The sequence below is a fragment of the Methylorubrum rhodinum genome (genome assembly GCF_014199935.1).
In the GTDB taxonomy this organism is placed as follows: Bacteria; Pseudomonadota; Alphaproteobacteria; order Rhizobiales; family Beijerinckiaceae; genus Methylobacterium; species Methylobacterium rhodinum.
Genome location: NZ_JACHOP010000012.1, coordinates 97,570 through 121,294, shown reverse-complemented (window position 1 = coordinate 121,294; position 23,725 = coordinate 97,570). Strand labels below are relative to the sequence as shown.

General features: G+C 70.5%; 21 protein-coding genes. 10 read left to right on the top strand and 11 right to left on the bottom strand.

The genetic code is table 11. From position 1 onward, the window contains the following. The first annotated feature begins 98 nt into the window (after window positions 1-98). The 3 genes from HNR00_RS14875 (at window position 99) to HNR00_RS14865 (ending at window position 3,847) form a co-directional block, all read left to right on the top strand. Window positions 99-488, top strand: a complete 390-nt coding sequence (locus HNR00_RS14875) for a DUF485 domain-containing protein (RefSeq protein ID WP_183570619.1) — start codon at window positions 99-101, stop codon at window positions 486-488. Next, window positions 485-2,176: a cation acetate symporter gene (locus HNR00_RS14870; RefSeq protein WP_183570617.1), complete on the top strand. Its 1,692-nt coding sequence runs from the start codon at window positions 485-487 to the stop codon at window positions 2,174-2,176. The genes HNR00_RS14875 and HNR00_RS14870 overlap by 4 nt, the downstream gene beginning before the upstream one ends. Window positions 2,177-2,404: 228 nt before the next feature. Continuing rightward, window positions 2,405-3,847, top strand: coding sequence for a glycosyltransferase (locus HNR00_RS14865; RefSeq protein ID WP_312886064.1), 1,443 nt, complete (start codon window positions 2,405-2,407; stop codon window positions 3,845-3,847). 17 nt (window positions 3,848-3,864) lie between these two features. On the opposite strand, the gene purH is transcribed toward HNR00_RS14865, so the two are convergent. From purH to HNR00_RS14845, 4 genes are all read right to left on the bottom strand, one after another. Beyond that, entirely contained in the window at window positions 3,865-5,463 is a 1,599-nt protein-coding gene (gene purH / locus HNR00_RS14860) for a bifunctional phosphoribosylaminoimidazolecarboxamide formyltransferase/IMP cyclohydrolase (RefSeq protein ID WP_183570613.1), read from the bottom strand. A 336-nt stretch (window positions 5,464-5,799) separates the two neighbouring features. Then, a complete protein-coding gene (locus HNR00_RS14855; RefSeq protein ID WP_183570611.1) occupies window positions 5,800-8,061 on the bottom strand; it encodes a xanthine dehydrogenase family protein molybdopterin-binding subunit in 2,262 nt (753 codons plus the stop codon). Between the two features lie 9 nt (window positions 8,062-8,070). Further along, window positions 8,071-9,084, bottom strand: a complete 1,014-nt coding sequence (locus HNR00_RS14850) for an FAD binding domain-containing protein (RefSeq protein ID WP_183570609.1) — start codon at window positions 9,082-9,084, stop codon at window positions 8,071-8,073. Next, complete coding sequence (locus tag HNR00_RS14845) at window positions 9,081-9,605, bottom strand: (2Fe-2S)-binding protein (protein WP_183570607.1); 525 nt, start codon at window positions 9,603-9,605, stop codon at window positions 9,081-9,083. The genes HNR00_RS14850 and HNR00_RS14845 overlap by 4 nt, the downstream gene beginning before the upstream one ends. Window positions 9,606-9,924: 319 nt before the next feature. Between HNR00_RS14845 and HNR00_RS14840 the strand changes: the two genes are divergently transcribed. From HNR00_RS14840 to HNR00_RS14820, 5 genes are all read left to right on the top strand, one after another. Further along, window positions 9,925-11,316, top strand: coding sequence for a M20/M25/M40 family metallo-hydrolase (locus tag HNR00_RS14840; RefSeq protein ID WP_183570605.1), 1,392 nt, complete (start codon window positions 9,925-9,927; stop codon window positions 11,314-11,316). 169 nt (window positions 11,317-11,485) lie between these two features. Further along, complete coding sequence (locus tag HNR00_RS14835; RefSeq protein ID WP_183570603.1) at window positions 11,486-12,139, top strand: hypothetical protein; 654 nt, start codon at window positions 11,486-11,488, stop codon at window positions 12,137-12,139. Then, a complete protein-coding gene (locus HNR00_RS14830; protein ID WP_183570601.1) occupies window positions 12,139-14,151 on the top strand; it encodes a glycosyltransferase in 2,013 nt (670 codons plus the stop codon). Before HNR00_RS14835 ends, HNR00_RS14830 begins: the two co-directional genes overlap by 1 nt. Next, entirely contained in the window at window positions 14,148-16,220 is a 2,073-nt protein-coding gene (locus HNR00_RS14825; protein WP_183570599.1) for a glycosyltransferase, read from the top strand. Before HNR00_RS14830 ends, HNR00_RS14825 begins: the two co-directional genes overlap by 4 nt. Continuing rightward, complete coding sequence (locus HNR00_RS14820; protein ID WP_183570597.1) at window positions 16,217-17,086, top strand: hypothetical protein; 870 nt, start codon at window positions 16,217-16,219, stop codon at window positions 17,084-17,086. The genes HNR00_RS14825 and HNR00_RS14820 overlap by 4 nt, the downstream gene beginning before the upstream one ends. 95 nt (window positions 17,087-17,181) lie before the next feature. Here the strand turns inward: HNR00_RS14820 and HNR00_RS14815 are convergent, their stop codons facing one another. Further along, window positions 17,182-19,515: an NADP-dependent malic enzyme gene (locus tag HNR00_RS14815; protein ID WP_281383318.1), complete on the bottom strand. Its 2,334-nt coding sequence runs from the start codon at window positions 19,513-19,515 to the stop codon at window positions 17,182-17,184. Between the two features lie 75 nt (window positions 19,516-19,590). Here HNR00_RS14815 and HNR00_RS14810 point away from each other — a divergent pair, with 75 nt between their 5' ends. Then, window positions 19,591-20,220, top strand: a complete 630-nt coding sequence (locus tag HNR00_RS14810; RefSeq protein ID WP_183570595.1) for a CatB-related O-acetyltransferase — start codon at window positions 19,591-19,593, stop codon at window positions 20,218-20,220. Here the strand turns inward: HNR00_RS14810 and HNR00_RS14805 are convergent. Both HNR00_RS14805 and HNR00_RS14800 read right to left on the bottom strand, forming a co-directional pair. Then, a complete protein-coding gene (locus HNR00_RS14805; RefSeq protein WP_183570593.1) occupies window positions 20,217-20,648 on the bottom strand; it encodes a type II toxin-antitoxin system VapC family toxin in 432 nt (143 codons plus the stop codon). The genes HNR00_RS14810 and HNR00_RS14805 overlap by 4 nt on opposite strands. Beyond that, window positions 20,645-20,902, bottom strand: coding sequence for a FitA-like ribbon-helix-helix domain-containing protein (locus HNR00_RS14800; protein ID WP_183570591.1), 258 nt, complete (start codon window positions 20,900-20,902; stop codon window positions 20,645-20,647). Before HNR00_RS14800 ends, HNR00_RS14805 begins: the two co-directional genes overlap by 4 nt. Window positions 20,903-21,034: 132 nt before the next feature. Here HNR00_RS14800 and HNR00_RS14795 point away from each other — a divergent pair, with 132 nt between their 5' ends. After that, entirely contained in the window at window positions 21,035-21,283 is a 249-nt protein-coding gene (locus HNR00_RS14795; protein ID WP_183570589.1) for a DUF3297 family protein, read from the top strand. Window positions 21,284-21,353: 70 nt separating this feature from the next. Here the strand turns inward: HNR00_RS14795 and HNR00_RS14790 are convergent, their stop codons facing one another. From HNR00_RS14790 to HNR00_RS14775, 4 genes are all read right to left on the bottom strand, one after another. Continuing rightward, on the bottom strand, window positions 21,354-21,635 hold the full coding sequence (locus tag HNR00_RS14790) for a hypothetical protein (RefSeq protein ID WP_183570587.1): 282 nt from the start codon (window positions 21,633-21,635) through the stop codon (window positions 21,354-21,356). Further along, window positions 21,636-21,872: a hypothetical protein gene (locus HNR00_RS14785; RefSeq protein WP_183570585.1), complete on the bottom strand. Its 237-nt coding sequence runs from the start codon at window positions 21,870-21,872 to the stop codon at window positions 21,636-21,638. It lies immediately after the preceding gene. A 113-nt stretch (window positions 21,873-21,985) separates the two neighbouring features. Beyond that, entirely contained in the window at window positions 21,986-22,381 is a 396-nt protein-coding gene (locus HNR00_RS14780) for a hypothetical protein (RefSeq protein ID WP_183570583.1), read from the bottom strand. A 119-nt stretch (window positions 22,382-22,500) separates the two neighbouring features. Then, complete coding sequence (locus tag HNR00_RS14775) at window positions 22,501-23,706, bottom strand: MFS transporter (protein ID WP_183570581.1); 1,206 nt, start codon at window positions 23,704-23,706, stop codon at window positions 22,501-22,503. Window positions 23,707-23,725: the final 19 nt, after the last annotated feature.

Sequence of the window (23,725 nt, the reverse complement as noted above, 5' to 3'; positions counted from 1 at the left end):
CCCCTCCCCGCAAGGCGGAGGGGCATCTGCCACTACAACCATAAGAGCAACCAGCCGCCGGCCCGCGCAACGGTCCGGACGAGCATGGGAGGAGATTCATGAGTGTCACACGAATGGCGGGTCCGACCGCGACTTCGGACGTACGTCCCCTGCCCGGGGTCGTCGCCCCCCTCGACCGGCCCGAGTCCGATCCCCGGCTCGACCGGGTGTCTCAGAATCCGATCTTCCAGACCCTGGTGCGCGAGCGCAACCGCTACGCCTGGGTCCTGACCGGCCTGATGTTGTTCGTCTATTTCGGCTTCATCGGCCTGATCGCCTTCGACAAGGCGCTGCTCTCCACCAAGGTCGGCGGCACCGCCTCCCTCGGCTTCTACATGGGCATGTTCGTGATCGTGTTCGCGTTCGTGCTGACCGGCATCTACGTCGCCCGCGCCAACACCCGCTTCGACCGGCTCTCGTCCGACCTCACCCGGAGCCTCGCGAAATGAGCCGCGCCCTCCTCACCGTCCTCGCCGCGGGCCTTGCCCTCGGCGCCGCGCCGGCCCTCGCAGCCGGGCCCGATCTCGGACAGGTCCAGCAATCGGCCACGAACTGGCCGGCCATCGGCATGTTCCTGTTCTTCGTGCTGTTCACCCTCGGCATCACCTACCGGGCGGCCAAGGGCTCGAAGTCGGCGGCCGACTTCTACGCCGCGGGCGGCGGCATCTCGGCCGGCACCAACTCGCTGGCGATCGCCGGCGACTACATGTCGGCGGCCTCGTTCCTCGGCATTTCCGGCCTCGTCTACTCGTCGGGCTTCGACGGGCTGATCTACTCCACCGGCTTCCTCGTCGGCTGGCCGATCGTGCTGTTCCTCATCGCCGAGCGCCTGCGCAATCTCGGCAAGTTCACCTTCGCGGACGTGGCGAGCTTCCGCCTCGACCAGACCTCGATCCGCATCATCTCGGCGACCGGCACGCTCGTCGTGGTGGCGTTCTACCTGATCGCCCAGATGGTCGGCGCGGGCAAGCTGATCCAGCTGCTGTTCGGTCTGCCCTACCTCTACGCCGTGGTGCTCGTCGGCGCCTTGATGATCATCTACGTCGCCTTCGGCGGCATGAAGGCGACGACCTGGGTTCAGGTGATCAAGGCCTGCCTGCTGCTCGGCGGCGCGACCTTCATGGCCGGCGCCGTGCTCTACAAGTTCGGCTTCAGCCCGGAGAAGCTGTTCGCCACCGCGGTTCAGACGCACCCGAAGGGCGATTCGATCATGGCGCCGGGCGGCCTCGTCTCGAACCCGATCGACTCGATCTCGCTGGGTGTGGGCCTGATGTTCGGCACCGCCGGCCTGCCGCACATCCTGATGCGCTTCTTCACGGTGTCGGACGCCCAGGCCGCCCGCAAGTCGGTGTTCTACGCCACCGGCCTGATCGGCTACTTCTACATCCTCACCTTCATCATCGGCTTCGGCGGCATCGCCCTGCTGATGTCCGACCCGAGCTACTTCAAGCTCGGCGCCGATGGGACGACCTACGACAAGATCAAGGACATGCTCGGCGGCACCAACATGGTCGCCGTGAACCTCGCCAACGCCATCGGCGGCCCGTATTTCCTCGGCTTCATCTCGGCGGTGGCCTTCGCGACCATCCTGGCGGTGGTGGCGGGCCTGACGCTGGCCGGCGCCTCGGCGATCAGCCACGACCTCTACGCCCAGGTCTTCGCCCGCGGGCGGACCACGGAGAAGGCCGAGGTGAACCTGTCGAAGGCCTCGGCCGTCGGCATCGGCATCGTCGCCATCGTGCTCGGCTACATCTTCGAGAACCAGAACGTCGCCTTCATGGTCGGGCTGGCCTTCTCGGTGGCGGCGAGCTGCAACTTCCCGGTGCTCGCGATGTCGATCCTCTGGCGCGGCACCACGACCTGGGGCGCGCTGATCGGCGGCCTCGTCGGCCTCGTGGCGGCGGTCGCCATGGTGGTTCTGTCGGACGCGGTGTGGGTCAAGACCTTCGGCCATCCGGCGGCGCTCTTCCCCTACGCCAACCCGGCATTGTTCTCGATGCCGCTCGCCTTCGTCACGATCTGGCTGGTTTCGACGATGGACCGGTCCCGCCGCGCCAACCGCGAGCGCGCCGCCTTCGAGGCGCAATACGTCCGCTCGGAGACCGGCATCGGCGCCTCGGGCGCCCACGCGCACTGACGCCGCCCGCTTCCCGCGGGACGACAAACGAAACCCCGGTCGCGAGGCGCGGCCGGGGTTTTCGTTTGTCCGCCGCACTACCGGCGCGCCGACATCTCGTGTGGCTGGCGTTGTGGCGGGCGGCGCGCGCGATGTCCCCCGCACATCGACCTGTGGTGGACTTGCCACGATTGGCCTGAGAAACGCACGCGCGAACGCGATCTCTTGCCGAGTCTGAAATGATCGATCATGAAAGTCCCAAGAGGTCCGGATCGTCTGTCCGGATCCGTCGATCTGTGGAGAGTCCGAATGGACGATTCCACCGGGACTGTTTTTCCGGATCGCCGCGCCGTCCGTCCGCCGTCCGGACGGCGGATCCTCCTGTGCGCCTTCGGGACGCGGGGGGACATTCAGCCGATGGTGCTGCTGGCCGAGGCGCTTCGGGGCGAGGGCCATGCCGTCCGCCTCCTGATCAACGCCGACCACCACCGCCGTGCCGCCGCGTTCGAGGTCGAGACCGTGACGGTCGGCCGCTTCGGCGAGGTCCTGCGGTTGAGCGAGGTCGGGGCGGCGTGGCGGGCGCGGGCGCCTCTGAAGCTCGCCGGGGCGCTGCGCCGCCTCTACGACACCCTCAGCGCCTCCCTGTGCGAGGTGCTGCAGGCGATGGCGCGCGAGATCGAGGAGGCCGATCTCGTCGTCTACAATCCTCTCTCGTATTTCGCCGGCGTGCTCGCGCAGTCCCGCGGGATTCCCTCCGTCCAGGTCACCTACACGCCGAACTTCCCGAGCCGGCACGCGGCCTCCTTCCTCGTGGGCGGCGGCGATCTCGGCGGGGTTCTCAACCGGTTGAGCTATCAATCCGCCCGCGTGCTCCCGCTCCTGGCCCGCGGCGGCGTGCGGCGCTTCGAGGCGCTCTCGGGCGGCGCGCGGCGGCTGCCGCTCTCGGCGCATCCCGACACGCTGAGCCGCGCGGTCTCGACGCAACTCCTCGCCTTCAGCCCCGCGCTCAGCCCCGACGACGGCGCATGGCCGCGGGGTGCCGTCGCCACCGGGTTCTGGCGGGCGCCGCCGCGCGGCGGGGAGGGATTGCCCGACCATCTGAAGGCGTTCCTCGCGGAAGGCGAGCCCCCGCTCTTCATCGGGTTCGGCTCGGTGATCGCCGATTCGCAGCGCATCACCCGCGTGGTCCTCGCGGCGCTGCGCATCTGGGGCGGGCGGGCGATCCTGGGGAATGTCGGCGCGGGGGCGCTCGATGTGCCCGCATGGCCGTGCCCGCGCATCGCCACCGTCGGCGCGGTCGATTACGATCTGCTGTTCCCGCATGTCGCCGGCGTGGTCCATCACGGCGGAGCCGGGACGACGGCGGCGGTCCTGTCCCATGCCCGGCCGAGCGTGGTCGTCGCCAGCACGGGCGAGCAGCGCTATTGGGGGAACCGCCTCGCGGCCGCGGGGGCGGCGGAGGCACCGCTCTGGCTGTGGCGGCTGCGGCCCGAGGAACTGGCCGCGCGCATCGCCGCCCTGCACTCGGATCCGGCGTTGCGAGCCGGCGCCGCCCGGCTGTCGGCGGACCTGCGCGGCGAGCCGGGCCTCGCGGGCGCCGTCGCGGTGATCGAGCGGCTCGCCGGCATAGGCGCCGACAACGATGTCGGCACGCCCGACGGCCGGAACGTCGCCCTGGGGCGGGCGGCCTGAACGCTCCGCACGCGGCCTCAGTGCCGGAAGTGGCGCACGCCCGTGAACACCATGGCGAGCCCGGCCTCGTCGGCGGCCCGGATCACGTCGTCGTCGCGCATCGAGCCGCCGGGCTGGATCACCGCCGTGGCGCCGGCCTCCGCCGCGGCGAGCAGGCCGTCGGGGAAGGGGAAGAAGGCGTCGGACGCGACCGCGGAGCCCTGGGCGAGGCTCTCCGTCAGGCCGAGGCGCTCGGCGGCTTCCGCGGCCTTGCGGGCGGCGGTGATGGAGGAATCGACCCGCGACATCTGCCCGGCGCCGATGCCGACGGTGGCGCCGCCCTTCGCATAGACGATGGCGTTCGACTTCACGTGCTTGGCCACCCGATAGGCGAAGCGCATGTCGGCGAACTCGGTCTCCGTCGGCTGTCGCTTCGTGACGACGGTCAGCGTCATGTCGTCGATCACCGCCGCGTCGCGGCCCTGGACGAGGAAGCCGCCCGCCACCGTGCGGAGCGTCTCGCCCGCCGCGCGGGGATCGGGCAGGCCGCCCGCGAGCAGCAGTCGCAGGTTCTTCTTGGCGCCGACGATGGCCTTGGCCTCCTCGGAAGCCTCGGGGGCGATGATGACCTCGGTGAAGATCTCGACGATCTTCCGCGCGGCCTCGGCGTCGAGGGGGCGGTTGAGGGCGACGATGCCGCCGAAGGCCGAGGTCGGATCGCAGGCGAGCGCCCGCTCGTAGGCCGCGAGGAGGTCGTCGCCCTCCGCCACGCCGCAGGGATTGGCGTGCTTGATGATCGCGACGGCCGCGCAGCGCGCCGGATCGAACTCGGCGACGCATTCATAGGCCGCGTCGGTGTCGTTGAGGTTGTTGTAGGAGAGTTCCTTGCCCTGCACCTGCCGAGCGGTGGCGATGCCGGGGCGCAGGCGTCCGGGCAGGCGGTAGAAGGACGCGCTCTGGTGCGGGTTCTCGCCGTAGCGGAGGCTCTGGCCCAGCCGTCCGCCGAGGGCGCGGAATTCGGGCGCCGCGTCCGAGGCCTCGACCCCGGCGAGCCAGTTGGAGATCGCCGCATCGTAGCTCGCGGTGCGCGAAAACGCCTTCTGCGCCAGCCGCCGCCGGGTCGCGGCGGCGAGGGCGCCGTCGTTGCCCTGCAACTCGTCGAGGAGGGCGGCGTAGTCGCCGACATCGACCACGACGGCTACGTCGGCGTGGTTCTTGGCGGCCGCGCGGATCATCGCAGGGCCGCCGACATCGATGTTCTCGACGCAATCGTCGTAGGCCTTGCCGGCCTTCAACGTCTCCTCGAACGGATAGAGATTGACCACGAGGAGATCGATGGCGCCGATGCCGTGGGCGGCGAGCGCCGCCTGGTGCTCGGGGTTGTCGCGGACCGCGAGCAGGCCGCCGTGGACGGCCGGATGCAGGGTCTTGACGCGTCCGTCCATCATCTCGGGGAAGCGCGTCACTTCGGCGACCTCCGTGACGGCGAGCCCGGCCTCCGACAGGGTACGGTGCGTGCCCCCCGTCGAGACCAGCTCGACGCCGAGGCCCGCGAGCGCGGTGGCGAACGCGACGAGCCCGTCCTTGTCCGAGACGGAGAGGAGGGCGCGGGTCACCCGGATGTGGTCGCGCGGCATGTCGGTCGTCCGTGTCGCCGGAGGAATTTTTCGCGCGGTAGCACGGATGGGGCCGGGGCGGCCAGTTGCGGTGCGGGAAGAGGCGGGTTTTGAACGGGGTTCTGCGCGTTTCCTTGAGTCTCTGCCGTCAATCCGGGGCGCGACAAGCGAACCCGGACACCACGACGGGCTGCAACGCCGGGTATGGCCACGCATGACGGATGGAGTGCACGCCTCCGGGTCCGGGTGCTGCTGCGCGGCCCCAGGATGACGGAGAGAGGACGCTCGCCCAGGGTCGGAAACGAAGACGACCCGGACGCTGTCGCGCCGGGCCGCCTCGATCTCGCTTCGAACCGCTCAGCCCGCGCCGAGGATCTTGTCGATGGTGATCGGCAGGTGGCGGATGCGCTTGCCCGTGGCGTGGAACACCGCGTTCGAGATCGCCGCCGCGACCCCGACGATGCCGATCTCGCCCACGCCCTTCACGCCGAGGGGGTTCGCCCGGTCCTCCTCGTCGACGAAGATCACGTCGATGTCGGGAATGTCGGCATGGACCGGCACGTGGTACTCGCCGAGATTGTGGTTCATGAACCGGCCGATGCGGTGGTCGAGCATCGATTCCTCGTGCAGAGCCGAGCCGATCCCCATGACGACGCCGCCGAGGATCTGGCTGCGCGCCGTCTTCGGGTTCAGCACCTTGCCCGCCGCGATCGCCGAGACGACGCGGGTGCAACGCACGACGCCGAGTTCCTCGTCGATCTTCACCTCGGCGAAGATCGCGGAGTGAGTATAGGCGTTGAACTTCTCCTCGAAGTCCTTGTCAGGCGCGGCCTCGGCGGTGGCCTCCAGTTTTTCCGTGCTCGTCGCCTTCATCATGTCGGTGAGGGCGACACTCTTGGAGGGATCGCCTGAAACCTCGATACGGCCGTTGGTGAAGACCACGCGCTCGAAATCGACGTTGGCGAGCGGCGAGCCGTCCATGCCGCGCGCCAGCTTGAACGCCTGCTCGGCGATGTCGCGGCAGGCCTTCATGACCGCGGTGCCCGAGGAGGCCGCGGTCCACGAGCCGCCGGCCACGGGGGCCTGGGCCAGTCGCGTGTCGCCGAGCTTCGTCGTCACGTGGTCGAGCGGGAGCCCCAGCGTGTCGGCGGCGATCTGCGTCAGGATCGTGTAGGTGCCGGTGCCGATGTCGCCGGTCTGGTTGCCAACCTCCAGCCGCCCGTCGGAGCCGAGCACGGCGCGGGCGCTCGATTGCATCATCATCGATTCCCAGATGCCGGTCGCCATGCCCCAGCCGACCAACTCCTTGCCTTCGCGCATGGAGCGGGGCTCCGGCTTGCGGCTCGCCCAGCCGAAGCGCTCGGCGCCCTGACGGAAGGCCTCGCGCAATTCCTTCGAGCCGAACGGCTTGTCCTCGGTCTGGTCGCCCTCGGTGTAGTTCTTGAGGCGCAGCTGCAACGGGTCCTGGCCCGAGGCGTAGGCGAGTTCGTCCATCGCCGTCTCGATGGCGAAGACGCCCGTGACGGCCCCCGGTGCCCGCATGTCGCCGGGCGTCGGCGTGTCGAGCTTGGTGATGCGGTAGGTGAGCGCGACGTTGTCGCAATCGTAGAGGACGCCCGACCAGTTGACGATCACCTCCTGGTAATCCTCGTAGGTCGAGGTGCCCTGCACCGCGTCGTGCTTGAGCGCCTGGAGCTTGCCCGAGCGGTCGGCGCCGAGCGAGACGGTCTGGACGGCTTCCGAGCGGTAGGTGAAGGACCACATCTGGTCGCGGGTCAGCGTGACCCGCACCGAGCGGCCGAGATCCTTCGCGGCGAGCATGGCCAGGAAGAGCTGGTACTGCGGGCGAAGCCCCGAGCCGAAGCCGCCGCCGAGATAGGGGTTCAGGACCCGCACCTGCTCCGGCTTCAGGCCGAAGGCGCTGGCGATGTAGTCGTGCGTGTTCGCGACGCCCTGGATCTTGTCGTAGACCGTGTAGGTGCCGTCCTTCTCCACGACGACGGTCGAGGCGTGCGGCTCCATCGGGTTGTGGTGCTCGTCGGCCATCCGGTACTGGCCGTTGACGCGGATCTCGGCCCCGTCATACGCACCCGCGGCATCGCCCCACGGCTCCGGCGGCGGCTTGATGCCGTTGCGCTTCGTCGGCGGATCGTAGGAGTCGGACGCCTGCGCCGCCACATCGGTGAGCGGGGCGGCGGTCTCGTATTCGACCCGTACCAGCGAGGCGGCGTAGCGCGCCGTCTCGAAGTCGTCGGCGACGACGAGCGCCACCGGCTGGCCCGAGAACACGATCGTGTCGCTCGCCAGCGCCTGGAACGGCGCGCCGGGAGGCGCCACCGCGTCCTGATAATCCTCCGGCTTCTGCGAGGTGGCCGGGCGGTTTTCGTGGGTGATCACCTTGACGACGCCGGGCACGGCTTCGGCCGCGGCGGAATCGATCCGGGTGATGCGGCCCTTGGCGATGGCGCTCGACACGACGACGCCGTAGGCGAGGTCGGGCGCGGCGAACTCGCCCGCGTACTTGGCAAGGCCAGTGACCTTGGCCGGGCCGTCGATGCGGCTGACGGGTGTGCCGACGAAGCGGTCGCGGCCGGCCGCCGGGCTGAACTGGACGGTCATGGCAGCTCCTTACTGGATGCGCTTGTCGGACTGGGACTGGGGCGTGCCGGAAGCGGCCTGCTCCAGGCCGCGGACGATGGCGCGGCGCGCCAGCTCGATCTTGAAGCCGTTGGTCGATTGCGGCTTGGCCTCCCGAAGGATCAGGTCGGCAGCCGCCGCGAAGGTCTCGCGGGTGGCCGGCTTGCCCTGGAGCAGCGCCTCGGCCTCCTGATTGCGCCACGGCTTGTGGGCGACGCCGCCGAGCGCGAGCCGGGCGGTGCGGATCGTTTGCCCATCGAGTTCGAGCGCGGCGGCGACCGAGACCAGCGCAAAGGCATAGGACAGCCGGTCGCGCAGCTTCAGGTAGGTGTAGTTCGCGGCAAACGACTTCGCCGGAAGATCGACCGCAACGATGATCTCGCCGGGCGCGAGGTTGGTGTCCTTGGCCGGATCGTCGCCGGGCAGGCGATGGAATTTGGCGATCGGGATCGAACGGTCGCCGTTCGGCCCGCTCACCTGCACCACGGCCTCGAGCGCGGCGAGCGCAACGCACATGTCGGAGGGGTGTGTCGCGATGCAGTGCTCGCTGGCGCCGAGGATCGCGTGGATGCGGTTGACGCCGCCGATGGCGCTGCAACCGGTGCCCGCCTCGCGCTTGTTGCAGGGCGTGGCCGTATCGTAGAAGTAGTAGCAGCGGGTGCGCTGCAGCAGGTTGCCGCCGGTCGAGGCGGCGTTGCGTAGCTGCGCCGAGGCCCCGGCCAGGATCGCGCTCGACAGGAGCGGGTAGCGCTCCTTTACCTGCGCGTCGTAGGCGACCGTGGCGTTCGTCACCAGAGCGCCGATGCGAAGCCCGCCGTCCCGCTCCTCGATGTCGCGCAGCGGCAGGCGGGTGATGTCCACGAGCCGGCCCGGCCGCTCGACATCGTACTTCATCAGGTCGATCAGGTTGGTGCCGCCCGCGATGAAGCGGGCCGCCGGGTCGGCGCCGAGCGCCTGCACCGCCTCCGCCACGGTGTTCGGGCGGACGTAATCGAAGCGGTTCATCGGGCGCCTCCCTGTTGCATCACGTCCTCGATGGCATCGACGATGTTGGTGTAGGCGCCGCAGCGGCAGATGTTGCCGCTCATCGCCTCGCGGATCTCGTCACGGGAATGGGCGTGGCCCTCGTTCATCAGGCCGACCGAGGAGCAGAGCTGGCCCGGCGTGCAGTAGCCGCACTGGAACGCGTCGTGCTCGACGAACGCCTCCTGGATCGGGTGGAGGCTGTTCTTGCCCTCGCGCGCGGCGAGGCTCGCCAGCCCCTCGACGGTGGTGATCTCGGCCCCGTCCTGCATCACCGCGAGCGCGAGGCAGGAATTGATGCGCGTGCCGTTGACCAGCACCGTGCAGGCGCCGCACTGGCCATGGTCGCAGCCCTTCTTCGTGCCGGTGAGGTCGAGCCGCTCGCGCAGGAGGTCGAGAAGCGTGGTCCAGGGCGCCACCTGGATCTCGCGGCGCTCGCCGTTGAGGGTCAGGCTGATGCCGATGGTCCCGACTGCGCCGGGCGAACCGCTGTCGATGAGCATGGATGGTGTCCGTGGCGAGGCGGCGCCCCGCGGCCGCCCCGAGGATGATCTCCCGGGGCCGGGCAGGGGTTCGCGTCATGGGAGGGCGGGCGAGCCCGCGCCGGGTCGTTTCCATAACCGTTCCAAGGTGGAGCCGTTCCGGGTGGTCGATCACGGATCGGCCACCTCTCGGTGGATCGTCGGACGCTGCGCGGTGAGGCTTTCCGTAGCGGCACGGCGATGTTAGCTCCGGCGAACACAACGCCGGTTCGGTGCTCGTGGTGATCCCTAAGTGATTCACCGAGGCAGCACAGCGGATCGGCTCGTCCGCGAGGAGCCCATGTCCGCGACGCTCGATCCCGTCCTCAACGACATCGACCGCGACCTCGACGGCGCGCTGGAGCGGCTGTTCGCGTGGTTGCGCATCGCGTCGATCTCGACCGATCCGGCCTATGCCGGCCAGTGCCGCGAGGCGGCCCGCTGGCTCGAAGGCACCCTGACCGCGCTCGGCTTCGAGACCAGCGTGGAGGAGACCTCGCTGCATCCGGTCGTGCTGGCGCACCGCCCCAAGCCGGGCGTCCCGCACGTGCTGTTCTACGGCCATTACGACGTGCAGCCGGTGGACCCGCTGAACCTGTGGCAGACGCCGCCGTTCGAGCCGCGTCTGGCCGGCGATGGTGACTCCAAAAAAATCGTCGCGCGGGGGGCGTCGGACGACAAGGGTCAGGTGATGACCTTCGTCGAGGCCTGCCGGGCGCATCTGGCCATGAACGGCGACCTGCCGGTCGGCGTCACCATCCTCGTCGAGGGCGCGGAGGAGAACGGCTCTCAAGGGCTGCCCGAATGGGTCGCGCAGAACCGCGAACGCCTGAAGGCCGACGTGGCGCTGGTCTGCGACACCGGCATGTGGGACCGGGAGACCCCGCAGATCACCACCTCGCTGCGGGGCTTGGCCTATTTCGAGGTCAAGGTCACCTGTGCCGACCGCGACCTGCATTCGGGCTTCTTCGGCGGCGCGGCGGCCAATCCGATCCACGTCCTCTCCAAGATCCTCGCGGCTTTGCACGACGACGACGGCCGGGTGACCCTGCCGGGCTTCTACGAGGGGGTGCGCGAGCCGCCGGCCGACCTCGTGGAGCAATGGCGCGGCCTCGGCCTCACCCCGGAAAAGTTCTTGGGTCCCATCGGCCTCAAAGAACCCGCGGGAGAGCGCGGGCGGCTGCCGATCGAGCTGATCCAGTCGCGCCCGGCCTGCGACGTCAACGGCATCATCGGCGGCTATACGGGGGAGGGGACCAAGACTGTCATCGCCTCCCAGGCCTCGGCCAAGGTCTCGTTCCGTCTCGTCGACGATCAGGACCCGGAAAAGCTCGCCAAGACCTTCGAGGCCTTCGTGCGCGAGCGGGTGCCTGCCGACTGCTCGGTGGAGGTGATCTGCTACAAGGGCTCGCGCGCCGTGGCGCTCCCCTACGACATGCCGCAGCTCGACGCCGCCAAGCGGGCGCTGGCCGAGGAATGGGGCCGCGAGGCGGTGGCCGTGGGGGCCGGCGGCTCGATCCCGATCGTCGGCGATTTCAAGCGCATCCTCGGTCTCGATACCCTGCTGATCGGCTTCGGCCTCGACGACGACCGCATCCACTCGCCCAACGAGAAGTACGAGCTGTCGAGCTTCCACAAGGGCACCCGCTCCTGGGCGCGCATCCTCCAGGCGCTCGCGGACGCGCGGGGCTGATGCGAACACAGCATCATCCCACCCATCCCCCTCATCCTGAGGTGCTGCGCAGCAGCCTCGAAGGAGGGCTCCAGCCAGCCGCGCGATCCCTGGAGCCCTCCTTCGAGGGCGACGCTACGCGCCGCCTCCTCAGGATGAGGGCGCGGGTGGGACGGTGTCCGCTTCCCGCATGAGCCCCGATCCGACGCCGGGCCGGCTCTTCGCCGGCTCCCAAGGCACCGCCGTGCTCCGCTTCCCCCTGCCGCCGGCCCTGCCGATCCCACTCGGCATCGCGGCGCCCGAGGGCGTGACGCTCGCGACCTGGGCCTTTTCCGGCATGGAGGAGGGCGCCGTGGGCGGCCCCGTCTGCCTGCTCGCCCTCGAAGGCATACCCGGCGGTGACCTCACCCTCGCCACCCATTTCCGCGACATCCCGATCCGCCCTGAACCCCGCGCGCCGGATGTCCTGAGCGCGGCGGAGCGAGCGCTCCTCGCCCGCGCCCTGCTCTCGGCCGGCCCGAGCGGCCTCACCGTGCTGGCCGGGTTGCTCCCCTTGGTCGAGACGGCACTCGCCGCCTTCACGCCCGCCGCCGACGCGCCGGCGCTGATTCCCGAGGCATCGGGCTACGCGCTCACCGGCAAGGACGTCCCGCACGCCCTGCTCCTCCGCTCCGAAGCCGGCTGGGGTTGCGCCCGGGTGAAGTGCGCGCGGCTCGGTTTCGCGGGCGGGCCACGGGTCGGTCTTGTCCTCGATCCACTTTGGGGCACCCCTCCGATGAGTGCCCGGGCCGCCTTCGCGCTCCACGCTCACGGCTTCGTGCCGCTCGCCGTCCGGGCCGCGTGATGGCGCGCGAACCGGCCGTCCTCGTCCTCGCGCCGATGCCCGCCGCGCCTGCGAGCGCGGGCAACCGCCGCCGGCTCGTCGCCACCTGCGAGGCTCTGGCCCGCGGCGGCTTCGCGGTCGATCTCGCCTATCTCGCCCACGAGGATCAGGTCTATCGCCGCTTCGGCCAGCACCCGCCGACCGACCTCTCGGCGATGGAGGAGACGTTCCGAAACGTCTTCCTGATCGAGCCGCGTGCCGTCATCCCGCTCAAGACGCGCGCGCCCTGCTTCGGCATCGACGAATGGTGCCCGGCGGAAGCCGGCGAGTTCGTCGCCTGGTACTTTTCGCAATATCCCGAGACCCGCGCCGCGCTGGTGAATTACGTCTTTCTTTCGGCCGCGCTCGAGCGGGTGCCGCCGGGCGTGCTGAGGCTGATCGACACCCACGACCGCTTCGCGGATCGCCAGACCCAGTACCGGCCGTTCCGCGCCGAGCCGAACTTCTTCTACACCGACGCGGCCGGCGAGGCGGCGGGCCTTGCCCGCGCCGACGTGGTGCTGGCGATCCAGGCGGCGGAGGCGCGCCACTTCGCCGAGATTTCCCCGGCCCGCGTCCTACTGCTGCCGCCGCTGTTTCCTCCGCAACGACCCTTCGCGGTGCCGGAACGGGTCGCCCGCATCGGCTTCCTCGGCCACGGCAACGACCCCAACCTGTTCTCCATCGGCCGCTTCGCCCGCGCCTGGGCGCAAGGCTGGACGCCGGACCGGCCCGAACTCGTCATCGCCGGCGAGATCTGCCGCAGCCTTGCCGGCCTCGAGGGGCCGGGCGTGCGGCTCCTCGGCTATCTCGACAGCCTCGCGGATTTCTACGCGCAGGCCGACCTCGTCGTGGCGCCGATGCTGATGGGCTCGGGGCTGAAGATGAAGGTCGGCGAGGCCCTGTCCTACGGCCGCCCGGTGATCGGCACCGAGATCGGCCTGGAGGGCTTCGAGCCGGAAGACCCGGCCCATCGCTGCCGCGACGCCGAGGAGGTGAAGGCGACGGTGCTGGCTGTGGTGGAGGACGGGCAAGCGTTGGCTCGGCTGACGGCGGCGAGCGAGCGGCTGTTTGCACGCTACGCGGACGCGGCGGAGACAGCGGAAGCCGAGCTGATCGGACTTCTCGTTTCTCACCACGAAGGCAGAGGTGCCCCCTCTCCCCGCACGCGGGGAGAGGGTCGCGATGACCTTGTCGTCATTGCGACGAGCGGCAGCGATGGTGAGGGGGCCTTGCCCGATGAGACTCATCCTACAACGCCCCCTCACCATCGCCTGCCGGTTCACTTCGGCGACGACGGGGTCGCCGAAGTCCTCTCCCCGCGTGCGGGGAGAGGGGATGCGCACGGCGCGTCCGCCTCACCCGAAAACATCGTCCTCACCGGTGGCGGCATCACGATCACCGGCGAACACTCCGCCCGCTCCCGTCCCGCCACCGATCCCGACCTCGGCATCCTCGTCGCCATCGAGCGGCGCCCCGGTGACGGAAACGCTGCGTCCTACGCGCCGGAGCGGCGGCGCTGGTTCGCGCGGGCGGCGCAAGCGGAGGGGCCGGTGCCCCGCCTCGGCGCGCTCGATGTCGCGCTCTCGCCCGAATGGGTGCGCAGCCGCGCGCTGCTCCCCGCTGCCCGCACCGCCCTGGCGCTGGCCTTCGCCGACATGGCGGCGGATTGGGAGGCGGTGGGCCGGATCGTCGGGCGGGCCGGCGAGCGAATCGAGATCGCGACTGGGCTTCCCGGCGTGCTGGCCTCCGGCGCTCATCCGACCGCGGCCTTCCTGATCGGCGAGGACAGCGCAACTGAACTGCGCCTGGAGCGCGTCACGCCGCTGCAGATCCGCTCGTCCGGCGCCTACGCCGACCTTACCGGCCGCCTGCCTGCCCCGGTTCCGGTGAGCCTGGGCCTGCGCGCCGAAGCGCAGCCGCCCGCGGGCGCGCGCCGCCTCCTACTGCTCACCGATGACGGCGTCGGCCGCATCAGCCTGGAGGCGTCGTGAGCGACACGCCCGTCATTCCCCGCCTCGACACCGTCGATCCCGGCATCGGCCGCCGTGCCGCCTTGGTCGAGGCCGCGCTGATCTGGGAGGCGATCCACCGCAACGGCGTGCGCCTCGCCTTCCGGCCCGAGCCCGAACCGGACGTGTCGGTGGTGATCGTGGCGCGCGACGCCCGCCATCTCCTGGCGCTCACCCTCTACCGGCTCTGCGCGGGCCAAGCGCTCGCGGGCGTGACCTTCGAGGTGATCCTCGTCGACAACGCCTCGAGCCGAGAGACCCGCAGCCTCTATCCCCGCCTCGACGGCGTGACGCTGATCGAGAACGAGGAGAACACCGGCTTCGGGCCGGCCTGCAACGCGGGCGCGGCAGGCGCGCGGGGGCGCCTCCTCCTGTTCCTCAACCCCGATGTCGATCTGATGCCCGGCGCCCTCGCCGCCATGACGGCGACGTTCCGGGATCATGCGGAGGTCGGCATCGTCGGCGCGCGCCTCGTCTTCCCCGGAGGATATCTTCAAGAGTCCGGCGCGGGCTTTCGCGACGATGCCGCGCTCACCTATCCCAACGGGCGCGGTGACCCCGACCCGCTGGCCCCCGAGCATGCCGCGACCCGCGATGTCGGCTACGTGTCCGGCGCCGTGCTGATGATCGAGCGCGCCCTGTTCCAAAAACTCGGCGGCTTCGATCCGCTCTTCGCCCCGGCCTATTACGAGGACACCGATCTCTGCCTGCGCTGCCATCAGGCGGGGTGGCGCGTGCTGGTGCAGCCGCGGGCCACCGCGATCCACTACGAGAACGCCACCAGCGCCAAGCGCGAGGCGGTGGAGGCGCTGCTCGACCGCAACCGTGCCCGCTTCCTCGACCGCCATCGCGAAAACCTGTTCGCGCAGGGGCCGCAGCCGCGGGCGGGGGCGAGCCTCGACCACGACCCCTGGCGGCTGCGGGTGCTCTACGTCGACGACCGGGTGCCCCATCTCGATCTCGGCGCCGGCCTGCCGCGGGCCAACGCGATCCTCAACGCCATGGCGGGGCTCGGTTACAGCGTGACCTTCTTCCCCAATTACGGGGCGGATGCCGAGGAGGCGCAGCGCTACCGCGACCTCGACGAGCGCATCGAGATCCACCACGCGGGCGGCGACGAGGGTTTTGGCCGGCTCATCCAAGAGCGGCGCGACCATTACGACGTGCTCTGGGTCAGCCGTCCGCACAACATCCTGTTCGTGCTCCAGGCCCTGAACGCGCTCGGCCTCGATCCGCGCGGCTTCGTGCGCTCGCGGGTGATCTTCGATTCGGAGGCCCTGTTCTCGCTGCGCGACTTCGTCACCGAGGCCGCCACCGGCGGCAGTGCGGTGGCGGCCGATCTCGCGTGGCAGGCCGAGCGCGAGTCGCGCCGCTTCGGTCTCGCCGACGCCGTGGTCTGCGTCTCGTCCGCCGAGGCGCGGGTGCTCATGCGCTACGCCGCCTGCAACGTTGCCGTGCTCGGCCACGCGCTCGCCCCGCCCGACCGGCCGACCCCGGATTTTGCCGAGCGCTCCGGCTTCGTCTTCGTCGGCGCGCTCGGCCGCGAGGGCCAGCCCAACGTCGATTCCCTCGACTGGTTCTTCGGGAGCGTCTGGCCGCTGGTGCGGGCCGCGCTGCCGGACGCGACGCTCACCATCGTCGGCGAGATCGCCGACACGATCCGAGACCGCTTCCGTCGCGACGGCGTGCGCATCACCGGCCGAGTGCCGCACACCGAACCCCATCTCGACGCCGCCCGCGTCTTCCTGGCCCCGACCCGCTTCGCCGCGGGCATCCCGCACAAGGTCCACGAGGCGGTCGCCCGCGGCCTGCCCTGCCTCGCCACGCCGATCCTGTCCGAACAACTCGGCTGGCCCGACGGCACCGGGCTGATCGCCCGCGACTGGCGCGACCCTGGGGCCTTCGCGGCCGCGCTGATCCGCCTGCACGAGGACGCCGCTCTGTGGCGCGCCGTGCGCGAAAGCGGCCTCGCCCGCATCTGTGCGGAGTGCGACCCGCACGCGTTCCGGGCCGCAATCCGCGCATTGTGCGAGGCGCAGGTGGTCGCATGAACCGCCTCGTCGCCCTCGCCTCGGGCCTGCTGCGCCGCGCCCTGCACGGAAAAGTGCCGCGCCTGTTCGACGCCGCCTATTACCGCGCCCGCAATCCGGGCGTCGCCAAGAGCGGCCTCGACCCGTTCCTGCATTACGTCTGGCTCGGCGCGCGGAGGGACCGCAACCCGAACGCGGATTTCGACACCGCCTTCTACCGCCGCCAGAGCGGGCCGACGCGGCTCGACCCTGTGCGCCACTATCTGCGCGAGGGTGCGGCCAAGGGACTCGACCCGAGCCCGGCCTTCAGCACCGCCCTCTACCTCGCCCGCTACCCCGACGTGGTGGCGGCGGGCGTCAACCCGCTCGTCCACTTCCGCAACGACGGCCGCGCCGAGGGCCGCGAGGCCGCACCCTCGCCGATCGAGCCGGACCGCCTGCGGGCGCTGGACGGCGTGGCCGAGGACCACATCCTGATGCTGCCCGATGCCGAGGGCGGGCGCTTCTCGCTCGCCCTGGAGCGGCACTCGGACCTCGATCCCGCGGCGGAGTTCGCCCCGCGGCTCTGTCTCCAGCTCTGCGTCGACGGCCTCGAATACGACGCGCTGCTCGATGCGCTCCGCGCCTTCGAGGCGGGGCGCCAGGACAGCCTCGCCCTCGACATCGACACGAGCGCCGGTCCCCACCCGCCGATGCCGACGCAATTGCTCGCCTTCGAGCGCTGCTTCCTCGCCCGCTCGGATGAAGGCCGGACATGGAGCCTGCGCTACGCGGAACTGCGGGTGTGGGACCTGCGCCTGAAGCGGCCGGGCGTCGCGGCGGTGTTTCCGGGTGGGGGCTTCTCGGCGCGGCGGCTGGCCAAGGGGGAGGGCTGGCCGGCGATGTGAGTCCGGCTCCGGCGACGTTCACGCGCGCCGCTGCTCGCACTTCGCCCGGCATGCCGGGGGAGGTGCGACGTCCTGTACCGGATCCTCCGCCCGGATCACTCCGAGACCGGTGCGGCCCCCGGTTCGGCCAGGGCCGCGATCTCGGCGACCGAGCCGGCCTGGGCCTCCACCACCGCGGCGGCGGTGACGTTGACGATGCCGCGGGCCGTCACCGAGGTGGTGAGGATGTGGGCGGGCTTGGCCGGGCCGATCAGGAGCGGGCCGACCGGCAGCGCGTCCGCCAGCACCTTGGCGAACTGGAAGGCGATGTTGGCCGCGTCGAGGTTCGGGAAGACCAGGATGTTGGCCGTGCCCTTGAAGCCCGATCCGGGCAGCACCCGGTCGCGCACCAGCTCGGACAGGGCCGAATCGGCCTGCATCTCGCCGTCGACCTGAAGCTGGGGCGCGCGGGCGCGGATGCGTTCGAGGGCGGCGCGCATCTTGCGGGCGCTCGCCGAATCCGACTGGCCGAAATCCGAGTGGCTCAAGAGCGCGATCTTCGGCGTCAGGCCGAAGCGCGAGACGTGGCCGGCGCAGGCGATGGCCACGTCGGCGATCTCCTCCGCGCTGGGATCGGGGCGGACATGGGTGTCGGCGAGGAAGAAGGCGCCCTTCTTCGTCACGATCAGGCTCATCGCCGCGAAGTCGAGCACGTCCGGGCTCTGGCCGATTATGTCGCGGATCACCCGCAGGCGCGTCTCGAACCGGCCCTCCAGGCCGCAGATCAGCGCGTCGGCCTCGCCGCGGCGCACCATGAGCGCGCCGATCACCGTGGTGTTGGTGCGCACCAGGGTGCGGGCGAGATCGGGGGTGATGCCGCGCCGGCCCGCCACCTCGAGATAGGTCGAGACGTAGGTGCGGTAGCGGGGATCGTCCTCCGGATCGATCAGCGTGAAGTCCTCGCCCGGCCGGATCGACAGGCCGAAGCGCTTGATGCGCGTCTCGATCACCCGCGGGCGCCCGATCAGGATCGGGTGGGCGACCTTGTCCTCGACGACGGCCTGGGAGGCGCGCAGCACCCGCTCGTCCTCGCCCTCGGCGTAGACGACGCGCTTCGGGTTCTCCTTCGCCTTGGAGAAAATCGGCTTCATGATGAAGCCGGAGCGGTGGACGAAGCGGTCGAGCGAATCCGCGTAGGCCTGGATGTTCTCGACCGGGCGACCGGCGACACCCGAATCCATCGCCGCCTGGGCGACGGCCGGGGCGATGCGCAGGATCAGGCGCGGATCGAACGGGCTCGGGATCAGCGAGTGCGGGCCGAAGGGGCGTGCCTCGCCGCCATAGGCGCGGGCCACCACGTCGGACGGCGTCTCGCGGGCCAGAGCCGCGATGGCCTTCACCGCCGCCTTCTTCATCTCCTCGTTGATCGCGTGGGCCCCGACATCGAGCGCACCGCGGAAGATGTAGGGGAAGCACAGGACGTTGTTGACCTGGTTCGGGAAGTCCGAGCGCCCGGTGCAGATCATCGCGTCGGGGCGCTTCTCCTGCGCCAGGTCGGGCATGATCTCGGGGTAGGGGTTGGCCAAAGCCATGATGAGCGGCTTCTCGGCCATCTTCTCGAGATATTCGGGCTTGAGCACGCCGCCCGCCGAGAGGCCGATGAACACGTCGGCGCCGCCGATCACCTCGGCCAGCGTGCGCGCCTCGGTCTCCTGGGCGTAGACGTCCTTCCAGCGGTCCATCAGCTCGGTGCGGCCCTTGTAGACCACGCCCTTGATGTCGGTGACCGTGATGTTTTCCCGCGTCGCCCCGAGCGACACCAGCAGGTTCAGGCAGGCAAGCGCCGCCGCGCCCGCGCCCGAGGTGACGATCCTGGCCGCCGAGAGCTGCTTTCCGGCGAGTTCCAGCGCGTTGAGGACGGCCGCCGCGACGATGATCGCGGTGCCGTGCTGGTCGTCGTGGAAGACCGGGATGTTCATCCGCTCGCGGCAGCGCTCCTCGACCTCGAAGCACTCCGGCGCCTTGATGTCCTCGAGGTTGATGCCCCCAAAAGTCGGCTCCAGCGAGCAGACCACGTCGACGAGCTTGTCCACGTCCTTCTCGTTCACCTCGACGTCGAACACGTCGATGCCGGCGAACTTCTTGAAGAGGACCGCCTTGCCCTCCATCACGGGCTTGGAGGCGAGGGGGCCGATATCGCCCAAGCCCAGCACCGCGGTGCCGTTCGTCAGCACGGCGACGAGGTTCTGGCGGATCGTAAGGGTGGCGGCCTCCTGCGGATCGTCGTGGATCGCCATGCAGGCGGCGGCCACGCCCGGCGAGTAGGCGAGCGCGAGGTCGCGCTGGTTGCCGAGCGGCTTGGTGGCCTGGATCTCCAGCTTTCCGGGTTTGGGCAGGCGGTGGTAGACGAGCGCCCCGGACTTCAGATCCTCGGACATGTTGTCGGCCATGACGCCGTCCTCTCCCGTTCTTGCCGCGCCGGTCGCGTCCCCGCTTCGTGGAGGGGCGCATCGTTGAGGCATCTGTTGCAACGGCTGAGGCGGGGGCGCAACCCGCACAACGAGACCCGGCTGCACCTCGAAGCCCTGGCGCGACGCTGGAATTTCTCAATCGGTGCATACTCTTACGGCCGACCGAAGGTGCGCTTCCCCGAATCGGGCCGGCGGCTGACGATCGGCCGCTATTGTTCCATCGCCGACAAGGTCGAGATCCTGCTCGGCGGCGACCACCGGCTCGACTGGGTCTCGACCTATCCCTTCGCGGCGATGTCCGGGTTGTGGCCCGGTGCCGATGCCCCCGAGGATTACCATTCGTCTCGTGGCGACGTCGTGATCGGGCACGATGTCTGGCTCGGCTCGGGCTGCCTGATCCTGTCGGGCGTCACGGTCGGCCACGGCGCGGTGGTGGCGGCGCATGCCGTCGTCACCCGCGACGTGCCGCCCTACGCGGTCATCGCCGGCAACCCGGCCAGGATCGTGCGGCGGCGCTTCGACGAGGCGACCGTGGCGGCGCTGGTTGAGGCGGCGTGGTGGGATTTTTCGCACGCGACGGTGATGCGGTGGGTGCCGTTGCTGCAGAGCGGGCGGGTGGAGGAACTGATCGCGGCGGTGCGGGCGGAGCGAGGGGCGTCCGCAGGCGGAAGGGCGCTGCGCTAGGGATTTTGTCCAGCCTGCCACGGATCGATGACCGGCACGCCGGCGGCGAGGAACGGAGAGGTGTCGCGCGTCGCGACGGAAAAACCTCGCAAGGCTGCCGTGGCGGCGATGTAGCCGTCCGCCCGGCCGATCGCCCTGCCCGCCGCTTTCGCCCGTGCCATGAACTCCGCGTAGACGCGGGAGGCTTCGAGGTCGAAGGGGAGGACACGGTCCGTAAAGGCCGGCAGGACCTCGCCGTCCAGCCGTTCTTGGAAAATTCTCTGCCGCTTGCCGGACGGCATCGTCGCTACGCCGAGGCGGAGTTCGGCCACCGTCACGGCCGATAGGTAGAGGGTGTCGATTACCTGCGCGTCGAGCCAAGCCACCACGCTGGCGTCGGGCGCCGCCTTCCACGCCTCCGAGATGACGTTGGTGTCGAGGACGATCATTCGAAGGTGATCGGCTCGGCGGGCGTCCTGTCACGCAGCCCATCGAACCGTGCGGCCTCCGCTTCGGTCAATCCACCCGCGTCCCGGGCGATCGAGGCCAGGAGCGAACCGAGCTTCAGACCGTCTTCGGGTTTGGTCGCCCGCTCCAGGATGTCGCGAATCTCGGCCTCGGTGCTGCGCCCGTGCCGTTCGGCCCTGAGGCGCAGCGCGCGGTGGAGCGCGTCGGGGACGTTGCTGATGGTGATGGACGGCATCGGCGGCTCCTACGGCAGGCGTCAGGATAGGAGAAATGCCCGCCCCACCTCAACGGCCGGTGCCCACCGCGCCGTTGCGACGCCGCCGCGATTGACGTAACCGGCCCGCTCGCTTGCCAGGAACTCCGAACGATGTCCGACCAGCTTCCCGACCGCCTCTCGGTCAACCCGAACAGCCCGTTCTACGACGAGGCGGTGCTCGCCCGCGGCGTCGGCGTCCGCTTCAAGGGCGTCGAGAAGACCAATGTCGAGGAATACTGCGTCAGCGAGGGCTGGGTGCGCCTTTCCGCCGGCAAGACCCTCGACCGGGCCGGCAACCCGATGACGGTGAAGCTGAAGGGGCCGGTCGAGCCGTACTTTCGCGAGACGCCCGAGGGCTGACGGCACGAAAAAGGCCGGCGCTCCGAGGCACCGGCCTTTTTCGTTCGGGCTCGAAGAAGTCCCGAAAAAATCAGTTCCGGGCGGCCATCATGTCGTGGGACAGAACGGTGAGCTTGCCGATGAGGCTCGCCACGTCGCCGTGGGCGCAGGACCATTGCGTGCCGATGGCGCCGCCGTCGTGGGAGACCGAGACCACCGCGACCGAGCGCAGCTTGCCCTCGCGGGCGAGCTTGAGCTGGTCCTGCAGCACCTCGATGATCGAGGCGACGTTCTCGTCGGCGACCGCCTCGGTGGCGGCGGACGGGAAGGCGACCACATTGGCGTCGGTGAGGGCGCGTTCGATCTTGGACATTCAGGCGACTCGACGAGGCTTGAGGGCGGAGCGGCCGAGGGGGCCGGCATTGAGGCGGTCCACGAGATGGGCGAGGCGGTCGGGCAGGGCGCTGTCGCGCTCGACCGAGAGGCGCTTGCCGATGGCGTAGGCGACCCCCTTGGTCACCCGGCCGACCGTGAGGTCGGCCTTACCCATCTGGGGCGGAAATCTGTCCGGCTTGTCGGGATCGACCATCGCTTCCTCGCTCTCGGACATGGCGTAGAGCGAACTTGCGCGCCGCAACGCGTCATGAAAATGGCAAGGAGCCGGTCTCGCTTGCGCATTTCCCTGGCTGTGGCGCGGGGGTGACACTTTCCGCGAGCCCTGCGTCAGCGCGGATCGCGCCAGCCCGAGCCGGACGGTGCGGCTACGGCCGACGAGGGGCCGGTGCTGCCGGTGGTGGCCGGACGGGACGGCTCCGCAGCGGCAGGCGGCTCGGCCATCGCCGAGCGGCGCGGCGCAGGGGCGCGCAGACGCGCCTGGCGCTGCTGGGCGTGCCGGCGCGCGGCGGCGCGGGATCGGCGGGCGGAGCGGGGACGGGCCTCGCTGTTCGAACCGATGACGCCGCCGGCCACCGCGCCGACGACCGCGCCGATCGGCCCGCCCACCAGCGCGCCCGCGACGGCGCCCGCGCCGACCCCCATCGCGGTGCGGCTCTCGGCCCGCGCGGGCGCGGAGACCGACAGGCCGGCGATCACGGCGAGGCCGAGACAGGTCATTCGCATCAGGTTCGTCCCCTCGATGAAGTATGGGGACGCCTGTGACGGTCGATCTTGACGAAAGGGTGACCCGTTGTCGGGGGCGGCAACTTCGGGAAGTCAGCAATTGCCGCGCTTGTTCTTCGTTATACCCGCGCTTGCGCCGCCTTGAGCGGTCGGCGCAGCGCCAGAACCGGCGGCACGGTGGCGAGCGCGGTCGCGGCTGCCGCTAGCAGGCCCGCGGTCTCGCCCATCCGGTCGGCGAAGGCCCCGTAGGCGATGGGGGCGAGCCCGCCGGAGCCGATCACCGCGGTGTAGAACAGGGCGAAGGCTCGGGCCGTGTCGCCGCGGGGCGCGAGGTCCGGCACGGTCCCGTAGAGGACCGAGGAGGTGCCGTTCAGCGCGATCCCGAGCAGCGGCAGCAGCACCAGCGTCGGCCCGAGCGGCAGCGGCAGGAGGGCAGCGACGAGGAGCGCGGTGACGATCTCGGTCGCGATGACGCTGCGCACCACGCCGACCCGCTCGCCGAGCCAGCCGCAGACCGCCTTGCCGAAGGCGCCGCCCGCGAAGACCAGCGCGAGGGCCAGCCCCGTGGTCGCGCCGGTGCCGCCCTTGGCCTCTAGGAGGAACGGCAGGAACAGCAGCGTGCCCATCCGGGTCGCGGTGTCGAGGGCGCCGACGCCCATCAGCAGCGCGAAGTTTTTTCGGGATTGGCCTGTGTCGCCTCCCGCCGCCCGCGCCGGTGCCGGGGCGAGGGGCCGGCTGGGCAGCACCGCGACGAGGGCGCCGACTGCAACGAGCCCGGCCAGCGCCATCAACCCGGCGACCGGGCGCCATGCCATGAGCCCGAGCAGCAGGGCGACGGCGACCGGAAAGGTCGCCTTCCCGATGTCGCCCGCGAAATTGTAGATGCCGAGCGGCCCGCGCGCGGCCCGGCCGTAGGCTTCCGAGACCAGCAGCGAGGCCCGCGGATGCTGGATGCTCGATCCGATTCCGGCGAGGACGAGGCCGGCGCAGAGGCCGAACAGCCCGCCGCTCAGGCCCATCACGACGAAGCCCGCCGCGGCGATGAGCGTCGAGAGCGCGAGCGCCGCGCGGATCGAGAGGCGCCCGGCGAGCCGGTCGGCGGGGATCTGCAGCCCGCCCATGGTGCCGTAATAGAGGCTGCGCAGTGCCGCCACCCCGGCATAGGACAGCCCGAACTCCGCCTGCCAGACCGGCAGCAGCACGTAGAGCAGATCGGTGTAGCCGTCGTGCACCGCGTGCGCGAGGCAGGCCCCGCCGAGGCTGCGCCGCCGGGTGGCGGCGCAGTCGTCGTGGGTGGCTTCAGAGAGCGGCAGGGCTTGGCTCACGGCAGGGTTCTCCGAAGCG